The organism is Dyella tabacisoli (assembly GCF_003350925.1).
GTDB lineage: Bacteria > Pseudomonadota > Gammaproteobacteria > Xanthomonadales > Rhodanobacteraceae > Dyella_C > Dyella_C tabacisoli.
The window spans coordinates 1-1,376 of record NZ_KZ857204.1; the positions used below are offsets into that span (position 1 = coordinate 1).

A 1,376-nucleotide genomic window follows, 5' to 3' on the forward strand; every position below is an offset into this window, starting at 1 on the left:
CCCCGCGGCTCTGGCCGTCATCGAGGGCGAGCAGCGCTATAGCTACGACGCGCTCAACCGGCGCGCCAACCAGTTGGCGCATCTGCTGCGTGCACGCGGCGTGCGCGACGGCGATAGCGTCGCCATCGCCTTGCCGCGCAGCATCGATCTCATCGTGGCCGAGCTGGCCGTGGTCAAAGCCGGTTCGACCTACGTGCCGCTGGATGCGGTTCTTCCGCTCGACCGCCAGGCGCACATGCTCAAGGATTGTGCGGCGCGCTGCATCATCACGCGCAGCGGCCTGGCCGCGCCGGAGATCGGCGGCCGGGTGGAGCTGGATCGGGCCGATACGCGGGCCGAGCTGGCGCGGCAGTCCGAGCATAATCTGGCGACGGCCATCGATGGCTCGGCTTGCGCGTACATCATGTACACCTCGGGCTCGACCGGGCAATCCAAAGGCGTGCAAATCCCGCATCGCGCCATCGAGCGTCTGGCGATCAACAATGGCTACCTCGATCTGCAGGCGGGCGACCGCTTCGCCTGCGCCGCCAACCCGGCCTTCGACGCCAGCACGCTGGAAATCTGGGTGCCGCTGCAAACCGGCGCCGCCATCGTCATCGTCGCTCAGGACGACGTGATGGTGCCGGCCCGACTGGCCGAGCTTATCGGCGAGCAGCAGATCACCGGCATGTGGATGACGGTGGGGCTGTTCAACCAATACGCGCCGGCACTGGGTGGTGCGCTTTCCCAACTGCGCGCCTTGATCGTGGGCGGCGATGTGCTCGACCCGCATATCATCGGCGAGGTCCTGCGCAATCATCCGCCGAAACGGCTTATCAATGGCTATGGACCGACCGAAACCACGACGTTCGCGGCGACCTACGACATCAGCCAGGTGGTTCCCGGCCGCAGCATCCCGATTGGCCGTCCCATCGGCAACACCCGCATCTACCTGCTGGACGGCAAGCGGCAGCCGGTCCCGATCGGCGTGGCGGGTGAGCTTTATATCGGCGGCGCCGGCGTCGCTCTTGGCTACCTCAACCTGCCCGAGCTGACGCAGGAACGATTTATCGCCGACCCGTTTGCGCCGGCGGGCCAGTCCGACGCCCGGTTGTATAAAACCGGCGACCTGGGGCGTTATCGGGCCGACGGCAACATCGAGTTTTTGGGCCGCAACGACTTTCAGGTCAAGATTCGCGGCTTCCGCATCGAATTGGGGGAGATCGAAGCCAAGCTGCAAGCACTGCCGCACCTGCGCGAAACCCTGGTCTTGGTGCGGGAAGACCATCCGGGCGACAAATGCCTGGTGGCTTATCTGGTACCGCAGGAGGGTCAGGCCGTGCCGGATGCGGCACAGCTACGCACCCTGCTGTTGCAGAACCTGCCGGAATACATGG

General features: G+C 65.6%; 1 protein-coding gene. It reads left to right on the forward strand.

All coding sequences use genetic code 11. The features are described 5' to 3' along the window. Positions 1-1,376: amino acid adenylation domain-containing protein (locus DVJ77_RS20955; RefSeq protein WP_114847479.1), on the forward strand; the 1,376-nt coding region annotated here is incomplete at both ends.